General features: G+C 60.2%; 19 protein-coding genes. 12 read left to right on the forward strand and 7 right to left on the reverse strand.

Annotation, left to right across the window (positions count from 1 at the left end; all coding sequences use genetic code 11):
• The first annotated feature begins 52 nt into the window (after nucleotides 1-52).
• Entirely contained in the window at nucleotides 53-940 is an 888-nt protein-coding gene (gene phhA, locus G410_RS0101890) for a phenylalanine 4-monooxygenase (protein WP_022671965.1), read from the forward strand.
• A gap of 1 nt (nucleotide 941) precedes the next feature.
• On the opposite strand, the gene G410_RS0101895 is transcribed toward phhA, so the two are convergent.
• The 3 genes from G410_RS0101895 to G410_RS17600 all read right to left on the reverse strand — a co-directional run bounded on the left by G410_RS0101895 (nucleotide 942) and on the right by G410_RS17600 (nucleotide 4,069).
• A complete protein-coding gene (locus tag G410_RS0101895) occupies nucleotides 942-1,907 on the reverse strand; it encodes a 50S ribosomal protein L11 methyltransferase (protein WP_022671966.1) in 966 nt (321 codons plus the stop codon).
• A 5-nt stretch (nucleotides 1,908-1,912) separates the two neighbouring features.
• Complete coding sequence (locus G410_RS0101900; RefSeq protein WP_022671967.1) at nucleotides 1,913-2,629, reverse strand: SDR family NAD(P)-dependent oxidoreductase; 717 nt, start codon at nucleotides 2,627-2,629, stop codon at nucleotides 1,913-1,915.
• Nucleotides 2,630-2,710: 81 nt separating this feature from the next.
• Nucleotides 2,711-4,069, reverse strand: coding sequence for a methyl-accepting chemotaxis protein (locus tag G410_RS17600; RefSeq protein ID WP_084488876.1), 1,359 nt, complete (start codon nucleotides 4,067-4,069; stop codon nucleotides 2,711-2,713).
• Nucleotides 4,070-4,242: 173 nt separating this feature from the next.
• Here G410_RS17600 and sdhC point away from each other — a divergent pair, with 173 nt between their 5' ends.
• Genes sdhC through sdhA form a run of 3 tightly spaced genes read left to right on the forward strand, consistent with a single transcriptional unit; the run spans nucleotide 4,243 to nucleotide 6,927 of the window.
• The gene (gene sdhC / locus G410_RS0101910) at nucleotides 4,243-4,677 is read left to right on the forward strand and encodes a succinate dehydrogenase, cytochrome b556 subunit (protein ID WP_022671969.1); all 435 of its coding nucleotides are present in this window, start codon (nucleotides 4,243-4,245) and stop codon (nucleotides 4,675-4,677) included.
• Nucleotides 4,678-4,681: 4 nt separating this feature from the next.
• Nucleotides 4,682-5,071 carry a succinate dehydrogenase, hydrophobic membrane anchor protein gene (sdhD, locus tag G410_RS0101915; RefSeq protein WP_022671970.1) on the forward strand — a complete coding sequence of 130 codons (390 nt, stop codon included), beginning with the start codon at nucleotides 4,682-4,684 and terminating at the stop codon, nucleotides 5,069-5,071.
• On the forward strand, nucleotides 5,071-6,927 hold the full coding sequence (gene sdhA / locus G410_RS0101920) for a succinate dehydrogenase flavoprotein subunit (protein WP_022671971.1): 1,857 nt from the start codon (nucleotides 5,071-5,073) through the stop codon (nucleotides 6,925-6,927). The genes sdhD and sdhA overlap by 1 nt, the downstream gene beginning before the upstream one ends.
• Nucleotides 6,928-7,039: 112 nt before the next feature.
• Here the strand turns inward: sdhA and G410_RS0101925 are convergent, their stop codons facing one another.
• On the reverse strand, nucleotides 7,040-8,041 hold the full coding sequence (locus G410_RS0101925) for an LLM class flavin-dependent oxidoreductase (protein WP_022671972.1): 1,002 nt from the start codon (nucleotides 8,039-8,041) through the stop codon (nucleotides 7,040-7,042).
• Between the two features lie 105 nt (nucleotides 8,042-8,146).
• Between G410_RS0101925 and G410_RS0101930 the strand changes: the two genes are divergently transcribed.
• Both G410_RS0101930 and creD read left to right on the forward strand, forming a co-directional pair.
• On the forward strand, nucleotides 8,147-8,710 hold the full coding sequence (locus tag G410_RS0101930; RefSeq protein ID WP_028970946.1) for an ATP-dependent Clp protease proteolytic subunit: 564 nt from the start codon (nucleotides 8,147-8,149) through the stop codon (nucleotides 8,708-8,710).
• Between the two features lie 108 nt (nucleotides 8,711-8,818).
• Nucleotides 8,819-10,213, forward strand: coding sequence for a cell envelope integrity protein CreD (gene creD, locus G410_RS0101935; RefSeq protein WP_022671974.1), 1,395 nt, complete (start codon nucleotides 8,819-8,821; stop codon nucleotides 10,211-10,213).
• 38 nt (nucleotides 10,214-10,251) lie between these two features.
• Here creD and G410_RS0101940 read toward each other — a convergent pair whose 3' ends face one another.
• Together G410_RS0101940 and ypfJ are read right to left on the reverse strand one after the other, a co-directional pair.
• A complete protein-coding gene (locus tag G410_RS0101940; RefSeq protein ID WP_022671975.1) occupies nucleotides 10,252-11,409 on the reverse strand; it encodes an alpha-hydroxy acid oxidase in 1,158 nt (385 codons plus the stop codon).
• Nucleotides 11,410-11,457: 48 nt separating this feature from the next.
• Nucleotides 11,458-12,330, reverse strand: a complete 873-nt coding sequence (gene ypfJ / locus G410_RS0101945) for a KPN_02809 family neutral zinc metallopeptidase (protein ID WP_022671976.1) — start codon at nucleotides 12,328-12,330, stop codon at nucleotides 11,458-11,460.
• A 110-nt stretch (nucleotides 12,331-12,440) separates the two neighbouring features.
• Between ypfJ and G410_RS15225 the strand changes: the two genes are divergently transcribed.
• From G410_RS15225 to G410_RS0101970, 5 genes are all read left to right on the forward strand, one after another.
• Nucleotides 12,441-13,655, forward strand: a complete 1,215-nt coding sequence (locus G410_RS15225) for a DUF3734 domain-containing protein (RefSeq protein ID WP_022671977.1) — start codon at nucleotides 12,441-12,443, stop codon at nucleotides 13,653-13,655.
• A 39-nt stretch (nucleotides 13,656-13,694) separates the two neighbouring features.
• Nucleotides 13,695-14,480 (forward strand): 3-hydroxybutyrate dehydrogenase, encoded by a 786-nt coding sequence (locus G410_RS0101955; RefSeq protein WP_022671978.1) that lies wholly within the window; start codon nucleotides 13,695-13,697, stop codon nucleotides 14,478-14,480.
• 92 nt (nucleotides 14,481-14,572) lie between these two features.
• Complete coding sequence (locus G410_RS17885) at nucleotides 14,573-15,790, forward strand: hypothetical protein (RefSeq protein ID WP_156851825.1); 1,218 nt, start codon at nucleotides 14,573-14,575, stop codon at nucleotides 15,788-15,790.
• 209 nt (nucleotides 15,791-15,999) lie between these two features.
• Entirely contained in the window at nucleotides 16,000-18,198 is a 2,199-nt protein-coding gene (gene katG / locus G410_RS0101965; RefSeq protein ID WP_022671980.1) for a catalase/peroxidase HPI, read from the forward strand.
• A gap of 257 nt (nucleotides 18,199-18,455) precedes the next feature.
• On the forward strand, nucleotides 18,456-19,775 hold the full coding sequence (locus tag G410_RS0101970) for an amidohydrolase (RefSeq protein ID WP_028970947.1): 1,320 nt from the start codon (nucleotides 18,456-18,458) through the stop codon (nucleotides 19,773-19,775).
• A 9-nt stretch (nucleotides 19,776-19,784) separates the two neighbouring features.
• Here the strand turns inward: G410_RS0101970 and G410_RS0101975 are convergent, their stop codons facing one another.
• Nucleotides 19,785-20,237: a hypothetical protein gene (locus G410_RS0101975; RefSeq protein WP_156851826.1), complete on the reverse strand. Its 453-nt coding sequence runs from the start codon at nucleotides 20,235-20,237 to the stop codon at nucleotides 19,785-19,787.
• 149 nt (nucleotides 20,238-20,386) lie between these two features.
• On the opposite strand from G410_RS0101975, the gene G410_RS0101980 reads away from it, so the two are divergent.
• On the forward strand, nucleotides 20,387-20,674 hold the full coding sequence (locus G410_RS0101980) for a hypothetical protein (protein WP_028970948.1): 288 nt from the start codon (nucleotides 20,387-20,389) through the stop codon (nucleotides 20,672-20,674).
• The last annotated feature ends 95 nt before the right edge of the window (nucleotides 20,675-20,769 follow it).

The following is a 20,769-nucleotide window of genomic DNA, read 5'->3' on the forward strand; positions in this document are numbered from 1 at the left end:
GTCGATCGGCGCTCTCTTTCGTTCCCGCCACTCATCATGCTATGATCGGCGCATGAACGCAGAAAGTCACGTCTTCGAAACGCCCCCGGAGGGCGCCGCGCCCGATTGGACCATCCCGCAGGGGTGGGACGCCTATACCGCTCAGGAGCATGCCACCTGGGACAAGCTGTTCGCGCGCCAACGCGCTATGCTGCCGGGCCGCGCTTCGCAGGAGTTTCTGAAGGGGCTGGACGTCTTACAGCTGTCCAAGCCAGGTATTCCGGACTTCGCCGAACTCAACGAACGGCTGATGGCGGCGACGGGCTGGCAAGTCGTGGCGGTGCCGGGGCTGGTACCGGACGATGTGTTCTTCGATCATTTGGCCAATCGGCGTTTCGTGTCCGGCAATTTCATCCGTCGCCCGGACCAGCTCGATTATCTGCAGGAGCCGGATATCTTTCACGATGTGTTCGGCCATGTGCCGATGCTCGCGGACAAGACGTTCGGCGATTATATGGCGGCCTATGGGCGTGGCGGCAAACGGGCGCTGAAGCTTGGCGCGCTCGAAAAGCTGGCGCGGCTCTACTGGTACACGGTTGAATTCGGGCTGGTGCAGGAGGCCGAGGGCCTGCGCATCTATGGCGCGGGAATCGTCTCCAGCTATGGCGAAAGCGAATTCGCGCTGGACAGCGACAGCCCCAATCGTATCGGCTTCGATCTGGAGCGGGTGATGCGGACCAAATACCGGATCGACGATTATCAGCAGAATTATTTCGTGATCGACAGTTTCGAAGGCCTGCTCAACATCACCGAGCAAACCGATTTTGCGCCGATTTACGAACGTTTGGCGGACAAACCGGATATCGAGGTGGCCGAGTTGATCGACGGTGACGATGTTCTGAACCGCGGCACGCAGAGTTATGTGCTGGCAAAGGAAGCCGAAACGGCCAAAGACGCCTGATCTACCATTCCCCTGTACCAACGGGGGCTGGCAGGCTGCGGCGCAATTTGCGGCGGTGCCCATGGCGGACGCGCTTGCGCAACACCAAAGTGGGCCAGTTCTCCCGGTCCCGCCGTTCGACCAGGCGATAGCCTTCGCGGCGATAGGCGGCGGCCACGCCAGCGGCCTGTTGGCGCATCAGGCCAGCCAGGATCAGCGTGCCGCCATCCTTCTGGATGGCCGCCAGATCGGGCGCCAGCGCAATCAGCGGGCCGGCCAGAATATTGGCCACCAGCAGATCATATGGCGCGCGCCGGCGGATGAGCGGATGGTCCGTGCCGGGCGCGGTTACCAACGCCAGCGCGCACGACGTTCGACCGGTCGCGATGCCGTTCATGGCGGCAAATTCCCCGGCCAGTTCGACGGCGACGGGATCGATGTCGCTCGCCACCAGACCCGCTTTCGGCCATAGGCGCTGCGCGGCAAAAGACAGCAGGCCGGTGCCGGTGCCGATATCGGCGATGTTCGAGAACCGGTTTCCGGCGGACTTCAGCGCGTCGAGCGCGGACAGGCATCCATAGGTCGTGGGATGATGGCCAGTGCCGAAGGCGCGGCTCGCATCCACCTGCAAATCGATCAAATTCTGATTTTCAGACGGTCGTTCTCCGCTGAGCCGGATATAGAAACGCCCAACGGTAAAGGGGTCGAGGCCGGACTGGCTGGCGGTGACCCAGTCTTCGTCATCCAGTTGTTCGATGATGGCTTCGCTGTGCGCCGCGCTGGGCACCAGAACGCGCAGGGCGTCGGCCGTCCCGGCATCGGGCCGCTCTTCGAAATAAGCCTCGATCAGCCAGGTGCCGCTGTCTTCGCCTTCTTCTCGCGCGACGAGTGCGGGCATAGGGTCCAGCTCCACAAAAGCGGAGATATCGCCTTCCAGTCGGTCGGCCTCGGCACGGGTGCAGGGCAGGGTGAGTTTGAAACTGGGCATCTGCGTCAGCGCACGAAGCTGGCGCCGTTCGCGTCGATGACAGCGCCGGTCATCGAAGGCGGCGCGTCGAGCGCACAGAATTTGACGATGTCGGCAATTTCGCTGGTCTCGGCCACGCGGCCAAGCGGGATGTCTTTCAACAGTTCCGGCCCACCGCGGCTGGCCAGATAGTCGTCCGCCATGCCGGTCATCGTAAAGCCGGGGCAGACCGCGAAAGCCAAAATACCGTCGCTGCCATAGCCGCGGGCGATCGATTTTGTCATGGCGACCATGCCGGCCTTGGACGCAGCATAGTGCCAATGGGCCGGGCTGTCGCCGCGATAGGCGGCGCGGCTGGCAACATTGACAATGCGTCCGGGCCGCCCGGTTTCCTGCCAGTGGCGCACTGCCAGTCGGCAGAGTTCTGCGGAAGCGGTAAGATTGATCCGCATCGTCTCTTCCCAGGAGTCCAGCCAGGCAATGTCCGAACCGTCCAGCGGATTGGCCTGAAAGATGCCGGCATTGTTGACGAGCACATCTACCCGGCCGTCGAGCCTTTCCATCGCCTGTGCCCAAAGATCCGAAGCGGCCCCTGGCATGGCGAAATCTGCGCCTACCAGATTGCCTTTTGCGCGACTGGCGTGCCCGATGACACGGCCGGCGCCCGCTTCAAGCGCTTCATGAATGGATTTGCCGATGCCGCGACTGGCACCGGTCAAGAGGATATGGGGCTGATTCGTCATGGCCCCGGTCTTAGGACCAGGATCCCCAGCTCGAAAGGGGGCAGGGGGTAAATTGTGCCGCGATTACGCGGGATGCTTGCCTCAGCCGACGGCGAAGCGACCGGCAAATCCTTCGGCTGCCTGGCCAAGTTCGGACAATTGACTGTCCATTTCGCTGAACACACTGGTTACCCGGTCGAGTTCACTGCTCACATTCTCGCTGTCATGCCGAATGGCGGCAACCGTGTTCGACATGGAGTCGGCTGCCAGAGCCGTTTCATCGACCGCGCTGGTAATCATGGTGACGGTCTGGGCCTGCGATTGCATGGCTAGGCGAATGCGCTCCGCAGTGGTGCGGACCTCATCCACGGTCGACCGGATGGAACCGTTCATCTCCACGGTGCGGCTTGTGGCCGTCTGAATCGCGGTAATCTTCTGGTCGATTTCATCGGTTGCCTTGGCGGTCTGGTTGGCCAGGCTTTTCACTTCCTGCGCCACCACCGCGAAACCGCGACCAGCCTCACCGGCCCGTGCGGCCTCGATCGTTGCGTTAAGCGCCAACAGATTGGTTTGCCCGGCGATGTCGCGAATAAGGCCCAGAATGGATTCGATCGACCGCGTATGCTCGGACAGGGCCTCGCTTACTTTGACCGCTTCGGCGGATTGTTCTGAGGCGCGGCGGGTCACCACGACGGACGTTTCCACTTCCACGCGGGCTTCCTCGATCGCGCGAATCAGGCCTGCGGCGGTCTGTGCAGCCTCACGCATGGCGATCGCGCTCTGTTCGGACGCGGCGGCAACCTCCGACGATTTGCTCAGCATTCCATGGGCAGACTGTTTGGCGATTTTGGCCGTGTCCACCATGGTCTTGCTGCGTTCGTTGGCGCGCATGACCACGGTTTCAATCTGCTCGCGAAACTGCGCCAGATCATGGGCGCGTTTCTTGGAATTTTTCGTTTCGGCAGCTTCCTGAATAAAGGCCAGCGTGAATTCGAGCTCCAACGTGCTCATGCGCTGCAAGGTCCCGGCTGCGGCTGCGAAGCGCGCTATATCGTCGCTGCAATTCTCTCTAAAGAGGCTGAGAACCCGGTTATGCGCTTCGGCTAGGCCGGACACCAGCCGCGTCGCTGCAATACCACTCTCTACAGTTTCGCAAGCGCTGCTGCGGACATAGGATACCCAGTCACCGGAGAAAGGCCGAGCATATTTCAGCCGGACATGTTCGAGAGAACGAGAAAATAGTTTGTCGCGGTGACCTTGGCTCAGGGCCTGAAAAATGGGGTTGTCGCGCCCATATTCTAGCCAGAATGCCGAGGCGATTTCGCGCTCCTGGCCCTCCAAGGCTTCGGCTATGTCTCTGGACGTTTCGACGGTTTCCGCGTTCAGGCTCAACCGCTTAAGCCGTTCGTGCATCTCCAGCTCGAGGTCACCCATCCTGCTGCTGCCAAGTCCGTCGTTCATCGGACGCTTCCCCTAAAGTGATTCCGCCGCAGTGCGCGTGGTTTCGCTTTGCCGCTCATAGCCGGGAATTGGTAAACGCTTCGTTAGCACAACCTGCGCCCAGCCTTGTTGCATCGGCGCGCGGTTCGGCTAGAAGACATACCAAATCCACTGTTTCTCCCGAAGGACCCATTATGGCCGGAGCCGATCGTCCGCTCTCTCCGCATCTGCAGATCTGGAAATGGGGGCCGGCCATGGCCGCTTCCATTGCCCACCGCGCTACCGGCACGATCCTGGCGCTGGTCGGCATTCCCGTGTTGGTCTGGTGGCTGCTGGCCGCCGCAGCAGGCGCAGAATCCTATGGCACGTTCCGCACATGGGTGATCGATGCGGGCGAAGCTGGCGGCCTCGCCGTGCTAACCACCATCCTGTTCAAACTTGCGGCCATCGTGGTCGCGTGGTCCTTTTTTCAGCATATGCTGTCAGGCCTTCGCCATCTGGTGCTGGATATGGGCGCTGGCTATGAACTCAAAGCGAATCGCACGGTCGCACTGTTGACCTTTGTCGGATCGATCATTTTGACCCTGCTGCTCGTGGCCTTTGTCGCGATGCGCGGGCTGGGGAGCTAAGGCCATGGGTAACGGAACACAGATCGGCCGCGTTCGCGGCCTCGGCTCGGCCAAGGAAGGTGCGCATCACTGGATCGCCCAGCGCCTGACCGCCATCGGCAATCTGCTGCTGATGCTCTGGTTCATCGGATCGCTGCTGGTGATGCCGGATTTGAGCTATGCCAGTGTCAGCCAGTGGCTGTCTTCGCCGCTGGCAGCGGTGCCCATGATCCTGCTGCTGGTAAGCACTTGCTGGCACCTTCGCCTAGGCCTGCAGGTATTTATTGAGGATTATGTTCACGAGGCGAGTGGAAAATTGCCTTTGCTCATCCTACTTAATTTCTACGCGATCGGCGCTGCCGCTCTTGGCACGTTCGCCGTTCTGAAACTCGCCTTTACCGGAGCTGCTGCATAATGGCCCCCCCTTCCGCCAGCAAGACCAACGGATCGACCCAACCTGCCTATCAAATCATAGACCACATGTACGATGCCGTGGTGGTCGGCGCAGGCGGGTCTGGCCTGCGTGCCACCATGGGCAGTGCCGAAGCCGGCCTGCGCACGGCGTGCATCAGCAAGGTTTTCCCCACGCGCTCGCACACGGTGGCGGCGCAAGGCGGTATTGCTGCCAGCCTGGGCAATATGGGTCCGGATCACTGGACCTGGCATATGTACGATACCGTAAAGGGATCGGACTGGCTGGGCGATCAGGACGCGATCGAATATCTGGCGCGCGAAGCGCCTGCCGCCGTGTACGAGCTGGAACATGCCGGCGTGCCGTTCAGCCGTACGGAAGAGGGCAAGATCTATCAGCGCCCGTTCGGCGGCCATATGCAGAATATGGGTGCCGGACCGCCGGTGCAGCGCACGTGCGCCGCGGCTGACCGTACTGGTCACGCGATGCTGCATGCGCTCTATCAGCAGTCGCTGAAATATGACGCAGACTTCTTCATCGAATATTTCGCGATCGATCTGATCATGGAAGATGGCGAATGCCGCGGCGTTATCGCGCTGTGCATGGAGGACGGATCGATTCATCGTTTCCGCAGCCATGCCGTTGTGCTGGCGACGGGCGGCTGCGGGCGCGTGTTCCACAGCGCCACGAGCGCCCATACCTGCACCGGCGACGGTGGCGGCATGGTGATGCGCGCCGGCCTGCCATTGCAGGACATGGAATTCGTGCAGTTCCACCCCACCGGCATTTACGGCGCGGGCGTGCTGATCACCGAAGGCGCACGCGGTGAGGGCGGTTACCTCACCAATTCCGAGGGCGAGCGTTTCATGGAGCGCTATGCGCCCAGCGCCAAGGATCTGGCATCGCGCGACGTGGTGTCCCGGTCCATGGCGGCGGAAATCCGCGAAGGCCGCGGCGTGGGCAAGGAAGGCGATCATTGCTTTTTGCATCTGGACCATATCGATCCCGCCATCTTGGCCGAACGCCTGCCCGGAATTACCGAAACCGGCAAGATTTTCGCCGGTGTCGATCTGACCAAGCAGCCGCTGCCGGTGGTGCCGACGGTCCATTACAATATGGGCGGCATCCCGACCAATTATCATGGCGAGGTCATCAACCCGACTGCAGACAATCCGGACGCGATCGTGCCCGGCCTCTATGCGGCGGGCGAAGCGGGCTGCGTGTCCGTGCACGGTGCGAACCGTCTCGGCTCCAACAGCCTGATCGATCTGGTGGTGTTCGGCCGCGCAATCGGCAAACGGCTCGCGGCGACGATCGAGTTGGGCAAGGCGCACAAGCCGTTGCCCAAGGGCTCGGAAGAGTTCTCGCTGGAACGGCTGGACCATTTCCGTCACGCCAAGGGCGGCTCGCCGACGGCTGACATCCGGTTGAACATGCAGAAGACGATGCAGAAGCATTGCGCCGTGTTCCGCGATACCGCGACCTTGGCCGAAGGTCTCGACCAGATGCAGACGGTCAATGCGCGCATGCAGGACATTCATGTGTCCGATCGCTCGCTCATCTGGAACACCGACCTTGTCGAGACCATGGAGCTCGACAATCTGATGGCGCAGGCGATGGTGACGATTTCCAGCGCGGTCAATCGCAAGGAAAGCCGTGGCGCGCACAGCCATGAGGATTTCCCTGATCGCAACGACGCCGAGTGGATGAAGCACACGGTCAGCTGGTATGACGGTTGGGGCGGCAAGCCCTCTACCGGTACCACCAATGACTCGATCAAGCTGGACTATCGTCCGGTACATCAGTTCACGTTGACCGATGAGATCGACTATATCGAACCAAAGAAGCGGGTGTACTGATCGCCCGCATTACAATGCAAAAGGGCTGCCGATCTGGCAGCCCTTTTTGTTTATAGGCCGTTCATTCGCCGAACGCCGCCGCTGATGGCAGATCCAGCGTGAACGCAAGACGTCAGGCGGCCATCATCTCTTCGGAAGTGAACGCATCCGCAGCAATGGTCAGGCTGCGTTTGCGGGCATCGTGGTCGAAGATCGAGCTGGTCAGGATCAATTCGTCGGCATTGGTGCGCTTTACGAAGGCCCGCATTTTCTCGCCAACCTGATCACGCGTGCCGATGGCAGTGGCGGACAGCACGCCGTCCAGCATCTGCCGCGCCTGCGGCGGCAAACTGTCACGATAGCTTGGGACTGGCGGCGGCAATGGTCCCGGATTGCCGGTGCGCAGCGCGACGAAGCTTTGCTGCATCGAGCTGGCGAGCAGTTCCGCCTCCTCTTCGCTATCCGCAGCAAAGACATTATAGGCGCACATCGCATAAGGCTCCGCCAGCACGGCGGACGGCTCGAACCGCTCTCGGTAGATCGCCAGCGCGTCGTCCAAAGCGGCGGGCGCGAAATGGCTCGCAAAGGCATAAGGCAGGCCGAGCATTGCGGCGAGCTGCGCGCCGAACAGGCTGGAGCCGAGAATATAGAGCGGCACGTTCGCGCCTGCGCCCGGCGTGGCGCGGATACCGGTCCGGCTGTCATCGGCAAAATAGCTTTGCAGCTCCACCACATCGCGTGGGAAGGCATTGGGATCGCTGTCCAGATTGCGGCGCATCGCGGCGGCCACGCGCTGGTCGGAGCCCGGCGCGCGGCCCAGCCCCAGATCAATTCGGCCGGGAAACAGCGCATCGAGCGTGCCGAATTGTTCGGCGATCACGATCGGCGCATGATTGGGCAGCATGATGCCGCCAGCACCGACGCGAATCGTGCTGGTGGCCCCGGCCACATGGGCCAGCACGATGCTGGTCGCCGCGCTGGCAATGCCTTCCATACCGTGATGTTCGGCGGTCCAGTATCGGTAAAAGCCCAGGCTTTCGGCATGCCGTGCCAGATCGGCTGCATTGGCCAGCGATTGGGATACGGAGCCGCCCTGGGTGACGGGGACGAGATCGAGCAGGGATAATTTGGTCATGGATGGAATGTGTGGGCGGGCGGGATCGAATGCAAATGGTCGCCACACGGAAATCTAATGACAGCGGCCGCGGAACCGCCCCTTTGGCGCGCCGTTGCGCCTGCCATGACCGATGCCCATCATTATCCCTTACTCGCCAATCCCCATGTCCGTCTGACCGGCAGTGTCGACCAGAACATGTACAGCCAATTCCGCTCCGCCCTGGAAAATGCACCGCGCGATGGAAGTATCGTGATTGCGCTGACGACTTTGGGCGGCGATCCCGAGGTTGCACGCACCATGGGCGACGATGTGCGCATGCTGCGCGAATATGACGGGCGTGAATTATTGTTCCTCGGTCGGCAGGCGGTCTATTCCGCAGGCGCAACCTTCATGAGCTATTTCCCGCGCGAACATCGCTTCCTGACACGCCAGACCCGCCTGATGATCCACGAGCGACAGATGAACGCCAGCGTCAACCTGAGCGGCCCGCTGCGCATGTGCATTGCGCAGCTCAAGGCGAAGCTGCACGAGATCGAACATAGCATCGAGATCGAGGAAGAGGGGTTCCGCGCCTTGGCCGAGCAATCACGCGTGTCTTTCGAGGATATCCGCGAAAAGGCGCCAGAGAACTGGTATATCGAAGCGCAGGAAGCCAAGAAACTGGGCCTTGTTCTCGATATCGTCTGACAGAGAAGCTCCTGCGGTTCGTCGACGGTGGTGCACAGTTCACCGCTAATTCATGTTGATGCAGCGACGAACCGTTCTCCTGCATCGATGAATTGAAGGAGAGTGCTCATGACGACCATCCGATCGCCAGGCCGCAAGCTTGGGATTACCATTCTGGTCGCGGTCCTGCTCGCGATCCCTCTGCTGGCAATCTACGCGTTGGTCTATGACCGGCAGGACCAGTCTGAAACTGCCCGCGCATCCGTCGCGCAGGGATGGGGCGGAAAGCAGCTGCTGGCCGGTCCTGTGCTGGTCATCCCCTTTACCGAGGCCTCCACCGAAACGGTGACCGAGAACGGCCAGCCGCGCACGCGGACGATCGAGTCCCGTCAGCTGCTGTATCTTTCGCCGACCAGGCAGACGTTGAAGACCGCGATCGACCCGGAGCGGCGGCAGATTTCCATCTATGAATCGGTGGTCTATCGCGCGGTCAATCAGGGTACGGCAAGATTTGCCATTCCGGAGGATCTGAACCGTTACGGCGTGGATCGCACGAAGCTGGATTTCAGCCGCGCCGAACTGCGTTTCGGCGTCAGCGATGCCCGCGGGCTGCAGCCGGATGCGCGCATCAGCGCCAACGGTCAGAAACTGGCGGCGGAGCCGGGCAAGGGTCTGCTCGCTACCGGCGGCTCGGGCTTCTTCGCCTTCGTCGATTGGCAGGGGGAGGGCGCACTGGACGTCTCCTATAGCTATTCGCTCAACGGCAGCGGCGGCCTGTCTTTCGTGCCGCGCGGCGGGGAGAGTGAGTGGAGCATCACCTCACCCTGGCCGCATCCCAGTTTCGCGGGCAATTTTCTGCCCGCCACCCATGATATAAATGCCGATGGCTTTACCGCCCGCTATGCCATCAGCAATCTGGCGCTGGGCCAGGCGATGGCCGGACGCGACGATTTCGGCGCGCCCGATACCGCCAGTGGCGCGCGCAGGGGCGGTGCGGGGATGTCCGGCACGCCGGTGGCCGCCGGTGTGACGCAGACAGCCAGCATCAATCTGGTCGAGCCGGTAGACTTGTACAGTCAGGTCAACCGCGCGGTGAAATATGGCTTCCTCTTTATCGGCTTCACCTTTCTGGCATTTCTGATGTTCGATCTGGTGGGCGGTGCCGCAGTGGCGGCGGCGGAGTATCTGCTGGTCGGTTCCGGTCTGATTTTGTTCTTCGTGCTGCTGCTGGCTTTTGCCGAAGTGGTTGGGTTCGCGCTGGCCTACCTCGTGGCGGGCGGGGCCATCACCGGGCTGCTGACGGCTTATTCCGCCGCTGTGCTCGGCAGCTGGAAACGCGCACAGATGATCGCAGCTCTGCTCGCCGGGCTCTATGCCGTGCTGTATGTGCTGCTCAGCCTCGAGGCGCTGTCCTTGCTGATCGGATCGGTGCTGCTGTTCGTGGCGCTCGCCGCGGTCATGTGGGCGACCCGCCGGATCGACTGGTCCGGTTTGCGCACGCAGCAGGAATCCGTCGCGGAGTAGATACACGACAGCCCCTCCTCTTCGCAGGAGGGGCTTGTCTAGTCGGGCCGTCGCCAGCGCAGTTGATCGCGCCCCAGATCGGTCACGGATGTCACGCCCATCAGGCGCATGTCCCGCTCGATCTCGTCATGCAGTTTGCCGAGAATCCGCTCGACGCCGGGCTGGCCCGCCGCAGCGAGTGCATAGAGATAGAGCCGGCCGCCGGAGCAGGCATTCGCGCCCGCGGCGATGGCTTTCAGCGCATGGGTGCCGCGCTTCACGCCGCCATCGCAGATAATCTCTATCTGCCCGCCGACGGCATCGGCAATCTCGGCAATCTGATCGAACGGGGCGCGGCTGCCGTCCAGCTGCCGTCCACCATGGTTGGAAATCATGATGGCGTCCGCGCCGATGGCCACCGCCCGTTTGGCGTCTTCCACCGACATGATGCCCTTCAGGCAGAAGGTGCCGCCCCATTCGGCCCGGATGCGTTCGGCCGTGGTCCAGTCCATCGACCGGTCCAGCATGGTGTTGAAATAATCGGCGACCGAAACCGCAACATTGCTGCCCGCATCGACATGCGTGTCCAGGTTGGGCAGATGGAATTTCTCGCGGAACAGATAGTTCAGCGTCCAGCCCGGATGGGCGGCAAAGCTGACAGCGCTAGCCGGCGTCAGCCGGGGCGGGCTGGTGAAGCCGGTGCGCAGGCACCGCTCCCGGTTGCCGCCGACAATGGTATCCACCGTCAGCGCCAGCGCATCGAACCTGGCCGCCTTGCAGCGTTCGATCATGGATCGGTTCAGTCCGTGATCCTTGTGGATATAGAGTTGAAACAGCTTGGGTGTGGAGACCAGCGCGCCGACCTCCTCGATGCTGACAGTGGCCAGCGAGCTGATACCGAACCAGGTACCGAACTTTTCTGCGGCCCGCGCCACCGCCCGCTCGCCCTGCCAGTGGAACAGGCGCTGCAAGGCGGTGGGAGACAGGAACAGCGGCATCGCGATCTTGCGGCCCATCAGGGTGATGGACATGTCGATATCTTCCACCCCTCCCAGCACATTGGGGATCAAATCGGCATCCTGGAAAGCCTGCGTGTTGCGGCCCTTGGTCGTCTCATCATCCGCCGCGCCATCGATATAATGGAAGACGGGGGCGGGGAGGCGGCGCCTGGCGAGCGCGCGGAAATCCTCGACATTATGGCAATCGGTCAGCTTCATGGCTGCCGCGATAGCAGGAGCGGCGCATCTGTCACAACAGCCCGGCGCTCAGAGCGATTGCGCCGCGAATGTGTCGCACTGCTTGGGATCGCCGCTCTGCATGCCGCGCTGCAGCCAGCGCATGCGCTGCTCGCTGGTGCCATGGGTAAACATGCTTTCGACCGGGCGTTTGCCGGCCTCGCGCATCAGCGTATCGTCGCCAATGGCGTGGGCGGCGGTCATGCCCTCTTCCACATCGCCAGGCTCCAGACGGTCTCGATTCTGACCGGCCCAGACGCCGGCATAGCAATCGGCCTGCAGCTCCATGCGCACCTGTAGCTGATTGCCCTCTTCCTGGCTCACGCGTGCCTGACGCTGGCGCACGTCATCGGCAATTCCGGTAAGCTTCTGGATGTGGTGGCCGACTTCGTGCGCGATGACATAGGCCTGCGCAAAATCGCCGCCGGCACCCATCTGCTGCTCCATCTGATTGAAGAAGCTGGTGTCCAGATAAATGCCCTGGTCCGTCGGGCAATAGAAGGGGCCCATGGCCGCCTGCGCCGCGCCGCACCCGGATTGATTGTTTTGATCGTAGAAATACAGCTTGGCCGGTTTGTAACCGGGCAATAGCTGGGCCCATGTCTGCTCGGTCGATGCCAGCACCCGGCCAGAAAACAGTTCTGCCTGCGTATCATAGGTCTCTGCCGAACCACCCGTGGCGGGCCGGCCCGGTCCATCGCCGCCAGACAGGCCGAGGCCGCCGCCGCCGGAAAAAATAAAGAAGCCAATGATGGCGATGATGACAATCGTGCCGCAGCCGAGCTTGCGCCCCATCAGCAGCGGCAACAGTCCGAGCAGCCCTCCAAGGCCGCCTCCGCCTCCGCCGCCCCCACGGCCAAGATCCTGGGCGTTGCTGCTGGGGTCCAAATCATCGAGACGCATGACATTTTCCTGAACACAAGGGGGAGGTGCGGACGCTAGCAGATTGTTTCGCGATGGGAACCATCGCCGGTTGCCACCGGTTCCTGCGATAGAGCATATAAAGGCAAATCATGGCAGATATAGAAGCAGAACCCCAGCGCGGCCCAAGCGGCTCCGGGCCACGCGACGGCTTGCCCTTGCCCGATCAGGTGGTGCTGTTGCTGCAAGGCGGCGGTGCGCTTGGCAGCTATCAGGCCGGCGTGTTTGAAGCGATCAACGATCATGCGATACCGCTGACCTGCATCGCGGGCATCTCCATCGGCGCCGTCAATGCCGCGCTGATCGCGGGCAACCCTCCCGAGAAACGGATCGAGGCATTGCGCACCTTCTGGGAAATGGTGTCTGGCGGCATGCCTGCATTTATTTTGCCGGACGAGAACCGGCTGCGCGAAGGCGCCCATCTGGCTGCTGCAGCGACGGTGGCGAGTTTTGGCGTGCCGGGCTTCTTCGTTCCGCACTGGACTATGCCGAATTGGGCGCCCGCAGGCAGTGAGGCCGCCATCAGCTATTATGACAGCGCGCCATTGGCCAAAACGCTCAACGAGCTGGTCGACTGGGATTTGCTGAACGACGGTCCGATGCGGGTTGCGGTTGGCGCGGTGGATATCGAAACGGGCAATTTCCAATATTTCGATACGCGCAGCGCCATCAATCCCACCCGCATCGACGCGCGCCATATCATGGCCTCCGGCGCGCTGCCGCCAGGCCTGCCGCCGGTCGAGATCGACGGGCGTCATTATTGGGACGGCGGTCTCGTGTCTAACACGCCGCTGGGCTATATTCTCGATACGCAAGGGGAAGGGGATACCCTCATCTTCCAGATCGATCTGTTTCCGGCGCGTGGGAAATTGCCGCGCCGCATGACGGATGTGTGGAGCCGCGAGAAAGATATTCGCTTCTCCAGTCGCACCCGCTCCGTCACCGACCAGTATTTGCGGCTGCGCAAGGACCATGAGGCGATGCGCACGCTGATCGACCGCCTGCCCAGCGATATGCGCGACGAACCGGAGATAAAGGCCCTGCGTGAGCGGGTGGCCGAAAGCGCGGTGAACGTGGTGCAACTGGTCTATCGCACCCGCGCCTGGGAAACTGGCGCCAAGGATTTCGAATTTTCCCGCTCGACGATGCTGGACCATTGGCATCAAGGCAATGAGGCGCTGTGCCGCACCATCGACGAGGGCGACATTCTTGCGCGCAACATCGCCGATGGAAAAACCGCCGCGTTCGATGTGGCGGTGGATGCCAACGGCAACGGCAACGGCAACGGCAACGGTGCCGCCGAATAACAGGCCTGACCAATCACTTCAGAAGAAAGGATATCTCCCATGTTCCTCCAAGGCAAAACTGCTCTCATCACCGGTTCCACCAGCGGCATCGGCTTGGCCTATGCCAAGGCCATGGCTGCCGAAGGAGCGAACATCGTCATCAACGGCTTTGGTGATGCCGATGAGATCGAGGCGGAACGCAAGGCGCTGGAAGTCCTGAACGGCGCCAGGGCGGTCTATTCCGATGCGGATTTGACCAAGCCGAAAAAGATCGAGGACATGATGAAGATGGCTGCCGATGAATTTGGCGGGATCGACATTCTGGTCAACAATGCCGGTACGCAGCATGTCGATCCGGTCGAAGATTTTCCGCCGGAGAAATGGGACCTTATTCTGGCGTTGAACCTCACATCGTCCTTTCACACGGTGCGGCATGCGGTGCCTTATATGAAAGAAAAGAAATGGGGCCGCATCATCGGCACGGCCTCGGCCCATTCCAAGGCGGCTTCGCCATTCAAGACGGCCTATGTAACCGCCAAGCATGGGCTGGCCGGCTTTACCAAGACCATCGCACTGGAACTGGCCGAGCATGGCATCACCGCCAATTGCATCAGCCCCGGCTATGTCTGGACGCCGTTGGTGGAAAACCAGATCCCCGACACCATGAAGGCGCGCAACATGTCGCGCGAGGATGTGATCAACAAGGTGATGCTGGATGGCCAGCCGACCAAGGAATTCGTCACGCCCGAACAGGTGGCTGCGATCGGCGTCTTCCTGTGCCGCGATGAGGCTGCACAGGTGACCGGCGCCAACTGGTCCGTCGACGGCGGCTGGACGGCAGAGTGATCTCACGCTTTCCCAGGCAAGACCTTCCAACTTTCTAAACGAGATCAAACATGATATAGAGCAGTTATCATACAGTAATCTTGGGGGGTGTAATGAAACTGCTTAAAGTGGGAGTCGTCGGACTGGGGTCCTTGGCTTTGTGTAGTTGCAGCTTTTCAAATGCCATTTATGGCCCGCCACGGGTTGTAATGGGAGGAAAATTTACCAGTTCACAATGCACTGATCCAACTAACTCCAGGGAAATCCTTGCAAGTCAGCAGAAAACTATGCGGGGGCCTCATGATAATGTTAATATTTCTAGATCAAATTCTTATTTACCCCAGTACGACTATGCGGATCTCACGGCGGAATTCAAAAAGCAAGCGTGCCTGTCGATGAGTCACCCAAGGGATCGTGATCTATCAGACGCAATGCTAGAATCAGGTTTTACGCTAGTAAAAAGTCGATGCATGGACTTTTTTGCAGAGAAAAGCGGATCTCAAAATGCTACCGGTATTTCACGCTCACTTATTGCACCAATTATAACGATTCTGACCGGTTTGGTTGCGCTACGTGATTTCCAATCATCAAGCAAGCAGCAGGACTTTCTAGAGATAATATCTCTTGGAGGAACTGCGACCATAGCTGGATTAGATATTTATGAGGAGCATTTTTTATTTGGTGCCGATAATATCAATTCCGTAAGATTATTGGTAAATAGCACATTGAGTGCGCATAGAAATGACGTACGGGCGCGTGAGCCAAGTAACTTTTACGAGGCAACGCGTCATTTAATGGATCATCAAATGTACTGCACCCCAGCGTCTATTTTGCAACTTACGCAGGATGCTATTGCAAGCAGCACCATCAAGCCGACCAACCCAGCCATAATCAATCCGAAGAACTTGGTGGCTAGAGCTCAATTGCTTGGTGCTACGAGCAGCGAAAAGCTGGATGATGGAGACGTTGCCGCCTTGTATTGGCTGGCGAAGTATGATCCGTCACCGAAGGCTCTATCCGTTATTGATGCTGTTTCTCCTTATGTATCTGGGAAGTATATCAAAAACTCAGAAGACGGTTTTGTAGAAATTATGAGTCCTGATCATCGCGACAAACTTAACGCGATATTTGATCGATTTGAGCCCTTCACTGTTCAATCACTGGATAAGGACATCAAAAAAGCCGATGCAGCAATTGAACAGAATAGCGCTAACGTCGGTGATATTGACGAAAACGGAAAACCGTTGTTAGATATACCTGTATTTAAGATTAAATCGCAAAACAGCCAGTCTGATGAAACTAGTTTGCTAGAAGTGAATGGTGCTTTTTAGATTTGTGCGTGGCAGATTAAAAAACATCTATTGGTTGCTACCAAGATTTATGGCGCTTTGTGTATATGCTGCGACTTAACCCTGCCTTATTCATTCCATTCAACCAATCGAATTTATCACTCGGTCTGACTGAATTTTATCGCTTCGCTCGATTAAAGCGCCGCGATATGTTACTATAAGGAAGACGTGATAGACTTAGGAGAAGCGCGATGGACATGAAGACTGGTGAAATGAGTGGCGGTTGCCCCATGGGTGGCGACGGCGGCGTGCGCGGCCTGCTTGGGCGGCAGAGCCGGGACTGGTGGCCGGACGCGCTTCCCCTCGACATTCTGACGCAGGGGGGCATGACATCCGATCCGATGGGAGAGGATTTCGATTATGTCGAAGCCTTCAAGAAGCTCGACTATCAGGCACTCAAGCAGGATCTTACTGCGCTAATGACCGACAGCCAGCCCTGGTGGCCGGCCGATTATGGTCACTATGGCCCATTCTTCATCCGCATGGCATGGCACGCCGCTGGCACCTATCGCACGGCCGATGGCCGCGGTGGGTCCAACAGCGGTCAGCAGCGTTTTGCGCCGCTCAATAGCTGGCCGGACAATGCCAATCTGGACAAGGCCCGTCGCCTGCTTTGGCCGATCAAGCAGAAATACGGCAAGCATATCAGCTGGGCCGATCTGCTGATCCTGACGGGTAATGTGGCTATTGAATCCATGGGTGGCCCGGTGTTCGGCTTTGGTGGCGGCCGCGCCGACGTGTTCGAGCCCGAGCGCGACGTCTACTGGGGCACCGAAGAAAATTGGGTGGAAGGCGAGGAAACCCGCATCCAGCCCGATCAGGAAATGGCGCTGGAAAACCCGCTTGCGGCGATTCAGATGGGCCTTATCTACGTCAATCCGGAAGGCCCCGGTGGCAATCCCGATCCATTGCAGTCCGCCCGCGACATGCGTGAGACGTTCAGCCGCATGGCCATGAATGACGAGGAAACTGTTGCACTGACAGCCGGTGGCCATACCTTTGGCAAGTGCCATGGCGCTGGCGATGCCAGCCTGATCGGTGCGGAGCCGGAAGGCGCGGACATCGCGTTCCAGGGTCTTGGCTGGACCAGCGGCTATGAGAGCGGCGTTGGCGAACATGCCATTACGTCAGGTCTCGAAGGCAGCTGGACCAACACGCCGAAGACCTGGTCGGAGAACTATTTCCGCCTGCTGCTGGATTATGATTACGAAATCGTGACCAGCCCGGCGGGTGCCAAGCAGTGGCAGCCGATCGACCAGAAGGAAGAAGACATGGCGCCAGCCGCGCATGACGCTTCCAAAAAGGTGCCGACCATGATGACCACGCCGGACATGGCGCTGAAAATGGACCCGGCCTATCTGGAAATTTCCAAGCGTTTCCGCGACGATCATGAAGCGTTCAAGGATGCCTTTGCCCGCGCATGGTTCAAGCTTACGCACCGCGATATGGGTCCCAAAGCCCGTTATTATGGACCGGAAATTCCAGGCGAAGACCTGATCTGGCAGGATCCCATTCCGGCTGGCAACATGCCTTCCGACAGCGATGTGTCCAGCTTCAAGTCGGCCATATTGGATAGCGGCCTGTCCGTGTCCGATCTGGTGAAGGCGGCATGGGCTTCGGCATCCACCTATCGCAAATCTGACCATCGCGGCGGTGCCAATGGTGCGCGTGTGCGTCTGGCTCCGCAAAAGGACTGGGCGGTCAACGACCCGCAGGATTTGTCCAGCACGCTGTCGAAGATCGATGAACTGCGCGGCAGTCTTTCGATGGCCGATGCCATCGTGCTGGCCGGTACGGCGGCGGTTGAGAAGGCGGCGAAGGATGCCGGCTTCAACATTTCGGTACCGTTCACCGGGGGCCGCGGCGATGCGACCGACGAGATGACCGATGCCGAAAGCTTTGAGCCACTGGAGCCCAAGGCCGATGGTTTCCGCAATTATCTGTCGACCAAGCATTCGGTGAAGACCGAGGAAATGCTGGTGGATCGTGCGCAGCTTCTCGGTCTTTCCATTCCGGAAATGACGGTTCTGGTTGGCGGTCTGCGTGTTCTGGGTGCCAATCAGGGTAACAGCAAGCATGGCGTGCTGACCGACAAGGTTGGCCAGTTGACCAACGACTATTTCCTGAACCTGCTGGACAACCGTCTGGCTTGGAAGGTGGTAGACGAGAGCGGCGATGAGGAATTCATCGGAACCGACCGCAACAGTGACGAGCAGCTCTGGACGGCCACCCGGACCGATCTTATCTTCGGCTCCAACTCGCAGCTTCGCGCCGTGGCCGAAGTCTATGCCGAGAAGGGGAATGAAGAGAAGTTCGTGAAGGATTTCGTGAAGGCATGGACCAAGGTGATGAATGCCGATCGTTTCGATCTCGATCGCGGCACCGACTGAGCGACTGTCGTTCTGACAATGTGAAAAGCCCGCCAGAGCGATCTGGCGGGTTTTTTTTATGCGCAAAGTCCGCTGTCCTAATTGGATCTGATTGGGGAAATGCGCCCCCATGCGTCGGAACCGCCCGATTGATGCCTGCTGTCACCTCGTCGAATGCGACCCATGCCGGAGGCGGATGTGACGCGCGCCGTATCGCGACCTTTGCGACTTTCCACGAGCTGCCTATGCTTGCCAGGCAAAAACGGGAGAATCAGATCATGCGCCTCAAAACCCTCGCCCTGCTCGGTGCCGCCATTGCGACCTTGGCCCCAATGTCTGCATCCGCCGATCCGCTGCACGATTCCATTCAGGCCGAAATGCCCAAGCTGATGGCGCTGTATCGCGATCTGCATGCCCATCCTGAACTGAGCGGCTACGAAACCGAAACGGCAGCCAAGCTTGCCAGGATGGCGCGCGATCTGGGCTATGATGTGACCGAGGGAGTGGGCAAGACCGGTGTGGTGGCCGTGATGGAGAACGGCCCGGGTCCCGTGCTGCTGATCCGTGCCGATATGGACGGCCTGCCGGTGGAGGAACAGACCGGGCTGTCCTTCGCCTCCGATGTTGTCGCCACCACCGATGACGGCATCACCAGTCCGGTGATGCATGCCTGCGGCCATGATACGCACATGGCAGGATGGGTTGGCGCGGCAACGGCGCTGGCCGGCATGAAAGACCAATGGTCCGGCACGCTGGTGACGATCTTGCAGCCGGCGGAAGAGCGCGGCATGGGCGCAAAATGGATGCTGGAAGATGGGCTGTACGATCGCTTTCCCAAGCCCACCCACGCCATCGCCTTTCATGACACCGCCAGCGCGCCGGCGGGTGTGGTTGGCTATACGCCGGGGTTCGCGCTTGCCAATGTGGACAGCGTGGATGTGGTGGTGAAGGGCGTGGGTGGCCATGGCGCTTATCCGCACACCACCAAGGATCCGATCGTGCTGGCGTCCAAGATCGTCACATCGTTGCAGACACTCGTCAGCCGGGAGCTGGATCCGCAGACGCCGGCGGTGGTGACCGTCGGCAGCTTTCGCGCCGGTGCCAAGCACAATATCATTCCCAATGAGGCAACGCTGCTGCTGACGGTGCGCAGTTACTCCGACGAAACCCGTGCGAAGCTTCTGGACGGGATCAAGCGCGTGGCGGAAGGCGAGGCGATGGCGAGCGGTTTTCCGCAGGATCATATGCCGGTGGTTACCGTGAAAGATGAATTCACGCCCTCGGTCTACAACACGCCAGAATTCACCAGCCAAATGGCGGCGTTGTTCACGGAGCGATTTGGCGAGAAGCGTGTGATCGAGGCGACACCGGTGATGGGCGGCGAGGATTTCAGCCGTTACTGGCGTGCGGACAAGGACATCGAAAGCATGATCTTCTGGGTCGGCGGCGTACCGACCGAGGATTGGGCGGCGGCGCAGGCTGGGGACAAGGACCTGCCCTCTCTGCACAGCCCGTTCTGGGCACCGGACGCCGAGGCGGTGGTCGGCACCGGGGCCGAGGCGCTGAGCGCGGCGGCGCTCTCTATCCTGGCCAAATAGGCCGGTCGTTTAACGCAGGACGCGCTGATCGACCGGCGGCCCGATGTCGGACGGGCGGCCTTGCGATGGCGGCGGTATGCGATAGCGCGGCGCGGTCGGCTGCGGCGGCGGCGGAGTGTAGCTGGGCTGTGAAGCCGGAGGCGGCATGACCGGCTGCGGCATCACCCCCGCCTGGGCCATCGGGCCTGATTGAGGCATGGGGACATCGAAACCGGTCGGGGCGCCGGTTATACCGGTCGGCGCGGTAAGATTGCCGCTGGATGGCATGGTAAAATCCGTCGGCATGGTGGCGGTCATCGCGACAACCGGCATCGTGTCGGCAGGCGGCGTCTCCGGAGCGGCTGCGATCTCCGGAGCCGGCGGCGTGCCGGGCGCAGCGGCTTCGCCCAGAGAAGGCAGGACAAATGCAAGGAACATGGCGATGCCAAGTACAGTGAGCATGAGCTTCAGATTGCGATCCATATCCACGCGGGATTAAGGCGGGACTGCGAAAAATCGGTTAATTTCCTGACGTTAATCGGTTGATGAAGACAGCATGGAACGTTTCACATGCGGAACTTTTTAGCAATCCGCGTGTTCCGTTGCCGAATTAGGCAAAAAGGGTATTGATGATGACAACCGAAGAGCGCCGCACAGAAAACTTTGCCGACGGATCCACCCATACCACCACCATCATTGAGCGCGACGTGCCCGAACGGCGCAGCGGCGGCGGTAGTGGCATATTGATTGGCGCTCTGCTGCTCATCGCGCTGATCGTCGGCGGTTATTTCGTTATGCAGGCTGTGAACAGCAACAATGCCAAGAATGACGCGATCGGCGCTGCTGCACAGGATGTTGGCGATGCGGCCAAGGACGTTGGCGATGCGGCGCAGGATGCTGCGAATAAGCTGGGTAACTGAGCCAATATCGGGCGGGGCAGGGTGCCCCGCATCGCCGCCTAGCCGCCAAGTGTAAAGTTAACCGACATTTTACGCGGATATGCTATAGGCTGCCG

Origin of the sequence: Novosphingopyxis baekryungensis DSM 16222 (assembly GCF_000420305.1) — a bacterium.
GTDB lineage: Bacteria > Pseudomonadota > Alphaproteobacteria > Sphingomonadales > Sphingomonadaceae > Novosphingopyxis > Novosphingopyxis baekryungensis.

What these genes read in the sequence shown, in the direction of transcription:
- phhA (WP_022671965.1), top strand. Translation starts at nt 53, where the DNA reads ATGAACGCAGAAAGTCACGTCTTCGAAACGCCCCCGGAGGGCGCCGCG.
- G410_RS0101895 (WP_022671966.1), bottom strand. Translation starts at nt 1,907, where the DNA reads ATGCCCAGTTTCAAACTCACCCTGCCCTGCACCCGTGCCGAGGCCGAC.
- G410_RS0101900 (WP_022671967.1), bottom strand. Translation starts at nt 2,629, where the DNA reads ATGACGAATCAGCCCCATATCCTCTTGACCGGTGCCAGTCGCGGCATC.
- G410_RS17600 (WP_084488876.1), bottom strand. Translation starts at nt 4,069, where the DNA reads ATGAACGACGGACTTGGCAGCAGCAGGATGGGTGACCTCGAGCTGGAG.
- sdhC (WP_022671969.1), top strand. Translation starts at nt 4,243, where the DNA reads ATGGCCGGAGCCGATCGTCCGCTCTCTCCGCATCTGCAGATCTGGAAA.
- sdhD (WP_022671970.1), top strand. Translation starts at nt 4,682, where the DNA reads ATGGGTAACGGAACACAGATCGGCCGCGTTCGCGGCCTCGGCTCGGCC.
- sdhA (WP_022671971.1), top strand. Translation starts at nt 5,071, where the DNA reads ATGGCCCCCCCTTCCGCCAGCAAGACCAACGGATCGACCCAACCTGCC.
- G410_RS0101925 (WP_022671972.1), bottom strand. Translation starts at nt 8,041, where the DNA reads ATGACCAAATTATCCCTGCTCGATCTCGTCCCCGTCACCCAGGGCGGC.
- G410_RS0101930 (WP_028970946.1), top strand. Translation starts at nt 8,147, where the DNA reads ATGACCGATGCCCATCATTATCCCTTACTCGCCAATCCCCATGTCCGT.
- creD (WP_022671974.1), top strand. Translation starts at nt 8,819, where the DNA reads ATGACGACCATCCGATCGCCAGGCCGCAAGCTTGGGATTACCATTCTG.
- G410_RS0101940 (WP_022671975.1), bottom strand. Translation starts at nt 11,409, where the DNA reads ATGAAGCTGACCGATTGCCATAATGTCGAGGATTTCCGCGCGCTCGCC.
- ypfJ (WP_022671976.1), bottom strand. Translation starts at nt 12,330, where the DNA reads ATGCGTCTCGATGATTTGGACCCCAGCAGCAACGCCCAGGATCTTGGC.
- G410_RS15225 (WP_022671977.1), top strand. Translation starts at nt 12,441, where the DNA reads ATGGCAGATATAGAAGCAGAACCCCAGCGCGGCCCAAGCGGCTCCGGG.
- G410_RS0101955 (WP_022671978.1), top strand. Translation starts at nt 13,695, where the DNA reads ATGTTCCTCCAAGGCAAAACTGCTCTCATCACCGGTTCCACCAGCGGC.
- G410_RS17885 (WP_156851825.1), top strand. Translation starts at nt 14,573, where the DNA reads ATGAAACTGCTTAAAGTGGGAGTCGTCGGACTGGGGTCCTTGGCTTTG.
- katG (WP_022671980.1), top strand. Translation starts at nt 16,000, where the DNA reads ATGGACATGAAGACTGGTGAAATGAGTGGCGGTTGCCCCATGGGTGGC.
- G410_RS0101970 (WP_028970947.1), top strand. Translation starts at nt 18,456, where the DNA reads ATGCGCCTCAAAACCCTCGCCCTGCTCGGTGCCGCCATTGCGACCTTG.
- G410_RS0101975 (WP_156851826.1), bottom strand. Translation starts at nt 20,237, where the DNA reads ATGGATCGCAATCTGAAGCTCATGCTCACTGTACTTGGCATCGCCATG.
- G410_RS0101980 (WP_028970948.1), top strand. Translation starts at nt 20,387, where the DNA reads ATGACAACCGAAGAGCGCCGCACAGAAAACTTTGCCGACGGATCCACC.